The 2733-nt window shown below is 65.1% G+C and carries 3 protein-coding genes and 1 pseudogene; 1 reads left to right on the forward strand and 3 read right to left on the reverse strand.

What is annotated here, in order from left to right:
- On the forward strand, positions 1 to 669 hold a 669-nt coding region (locus tag VFA16_RS08875; protein ID WP_324967453.1), incomplete at its 5' end, for a CoA transferase.
- On the opposite strand, the gene VFA16_RS08880 is transcribed toward VFA16_RS08875, so the two are convergent.
- The 3 genes and pseudogenes from VFA16_RS08880 to VFA16_RS08890 form a co-directional block, all read right to left on the reverse strand.
- Positions 649 to 1818, reverse strand: a complete 1170-nt coding sequence (locus VFA16_RS08880; protein WP_324967454.1) for an acyl-CoA dehydrogenase — start codon at positions 1816 to 1818, stop codon at positions 649 to 651. The two genes, VFA16_RS08875 and VFA16_RS08880, sit on opposite strands and share 21 nt — an antisense overlap.
- 132 nt (positions 1819 to 1950) lie before the next feature.
- Complete coding sequence (gene purE, locus VFA16_RS08885) at positions 1951 to 2508, reverse strand: 5-(carboxyamino)imidazole ribonucleotide mutase (RefSeq protein ID WP_414687672.1); 558 nt, start codon at positions 2506 to 2508, stop codon at positions 1951 to 1953.
- Positions 2489 to 2733, reverse strand: a pseudogene (locus VFA16_RS08890) (5-(carboxyamino)imidazole ribonucleotide synthase); the annotation flags it as partial. The pseudogene VFA16_RS08890 and the gene purE, both read right to left, overlap by 20 nt.

Consider the following 2733-nt stretch of genomic DNA (forward strand, 5'->3'; position numbering starts at 1 on the left):
CACGTGCTGGCCCAGGCGGTGCTCGCCGCTCTGCTCAACCGGGAGCGCCACGGCGTCGCCGACGTCGTCAGCGTCGCGATGTACGACGTCGCAGTAGGGCTTCAAGCTAACCAACTCACCATGCACCTGAACCGGTTCAGCGGCCAGGGGCCAGCCTCGAAACCAAACGCCAAGGGGCGCAAGACAGTCGGCTTCGCCAGCCAGCCATCAGATGCGTTTCGCGCCGCCGATGGGTACGTCGTCATCAGCGCGTACATACCCAAACACTGGAAGGTGCTGTGTGAGACCATCGGCCGCCCCGACCTGCTGCACGACGAGCGGTTCCATGACCAGCGCGCACGGTCGATCAACTACGCCGAGTTGACAGAGGAATTGGAATCGACGCTGACCACCAAAACAGCCGCCGAATGGGTTGAGTTGCTGCGCGGCAAAGGGTTGATGGCGTGCCTGGTTCACACGTGGAAAGAGGTCGTGGACACCCCACTCTTTGCCGAAAACGAATTGGCGCTGCGCGTCGGCGCCGGGGACGACGCCATCACAGTGATCCGCACGCCGGCGCGGTACTCCGCCTTCACCGCCGCAGCCACCGACCCGCCCCCTGCCGCAGGCCAACACAACGACGAGTACCTCAAAGCACCGGAGGATGACTCAGCGCAGCAAGTGCCGTGACATCACCACGCGCTGAATCTGGTTGGTGCCCTCGTAAATTTGGGTGATCTTGGCGTCGCGCATAAACCGCTCGACCGGGAAGTCGGTGGTGTAACCGGCACCACCGAACAGCTGCACGGCCGACTCCGTCACGTCCATGGCGGTGTCGGAGGCGAAGCACTTTGCGGCGGCGGAGATGAATCCGAGATTCGGCTCGCCGCGTTCGGCGCGGGCAGCGGCGTTATAGACCATGAGCCGGGCCGCTTCGACTTTCATCGCCATATCGGCGATCTCGAATTGCACACCCTGAAACTCAGAGATCGACTTGCCGAACTGCTTGCGGTCCTTGGTATATGCGATCGTGGCGTCCAACGCGCCCTGAGCGATGCCCACGGCCTGCGCCCCGACTGTGGGACGCGTGTGGTCAAGGGTCTGCAGCGCGGTCTTGAACCCGGTACCGGGTTCACCGATGATCCGATCGCCCGGGATGCGACAGTTCTCGAAGTAGAGCTCCGTGGTCGGCGAGCCCTTGATGCCCATCTTCTTTTCCTTGGGGCCAATGGAAAAGCCTTCGTCGTCCTTGTGCACCATGAACGCCGAGATCCCGTTGGGGCCCTTGTCCGGATCGGTCACCGCCATCACGGTGTACCAAGTCGATTTTCCGCCGTTGGTGATCCAGCACTTGGCGCCGTTGAGAATCCAGTCGTCCCCGTCGGCTTTGGCGCGGGTCCGCATCGATGCTGCATCGCTTCCGGCCTCCCGCTCGCTCAATGCGTAGGACGCCATCGCCCCTTCCACGGCCAGTGACGGCAACACCTGCTTCTTGAGCTCCTCGGAACCCTGCAGAATCAGCCCCATTGTGCCCAGCTTGTTCACGGCGGGGATCAGCGAAGCAGAAGCGTCGACTCGCGCCACTTCCTCGATCACGATGCATGTCGCCACCGAGTCCGCGCCCTGACCGCCGTACTCCTCTGGCACGTGGACCGCATTGAAGCCCGCCGCGTTCAGCGCCGACAGCGCCTCCTCGGGGAACCGGGACTGCTCATCGACCTCGGCCGCGTACGGGGCGATCTCTTTTTCCGCCAGCGCGCGGATCGCGGCGCGCAGTTCTTGGTGTTCCTCGGGCAGTTGGAACAAGTCAAACGACGGGTCTCCAGCCCACCGAGCCATCATGGCCTCCTTGCACTCTGTCTGATTGCCCGGCTTCTCCTCGGTCCGCTGTCCGGTCCGCATCGTCGCCGAGCTGTGCTTGCTTGCCCGGGCTCCTCCTCGGGCCGCTGCCCAGTCCGCGTCAGCGCCGGGCTACTGGCCGGTAACTTTACCGTGCCGGCTTTTGAGGTCCGCATCCTTGGCCCGCACGCTGTCCGCCAACTGCTCCTGAAACGCCACAATCCGCGACCGCAATGCCGGATCGGACGACCCCAGAATCCGCACCGCCAGCAGACCTGCGTTGCGGGCGCCGCCGATCGACACCGTCGCCACCGGAACTCCGGCAGGCATCTGCACGATCGACAGCAACGAATCCAAGCCGTCCAGCCGGGCCAGCGGCACCGGCACCCCAATGACCGGCAGCGGTGTCGCTGAGGCCACCATTCCCGGCAGGTGGGCGGCGCCGCCCGCGCCGGCGATGATCACCTCGATGCCGCGGTCGGCGGCCCCGCGCGCGTAGTCGAGCATCAGCCCGGGCGTGCGGTGCGCCGAGACCACGCCGATCTCGAATGGGACGTCGAACTCGTCCAGTGCAGTGGCGGCGTCCTGCATCACGGACCAATCGCTGTCGCTGCCCATGATCACCCCGACGCGGGGCTCGTTAGCCATGTGGGTCCCATCCGTCTTGCATTTAGCGCCGCTCCTCAGCATCGCTGCGCTCTGCATCGTCGCCAGCCCGCCACTGCCCGTGTGACAACCAGTGTGCCGCCCGGGCAGCACGCTCACGCAGATTCGCCACGTCGGCGGGGTCGGTGCCCAACAAGTTGACGTGGCCGATCTTGCGACCGGGTCGCTCACCCTTGCCGTAGAGGTGCACGCGGGCATCCGGCATCCGCGCAAACAAATGGTGCAGCCGCTCGTCGACGGTCATGGTCG

This window comes from Mycobacterium sp. (assembly GCF_035653355.1).
In the GTDB taxonomy this organism is placed as follows: domain Bacteria; phylum Actinomycetota; class Actinomycetes; order Mycobacteriales; family Mycobacteriaceae; genus Mycobacterium.

Excerpts from the sequence above, each read along its gene's own strand:
- VFA16_RS08880 (WP_324967454.1), bottom strand. The coding sequence starts at position 1,818 with ATGGCTCGGTGGGCTGGAGACCCGTCGTTTGACTTGTTCCAACTGCCC.
- purE (WP_414687672.1), bottom strand. The coding sequence starts at position 2,508 with ATGCTGAGGAGCGGCGCTAAATGCAAGACGGATGGGACCCACATGGCT.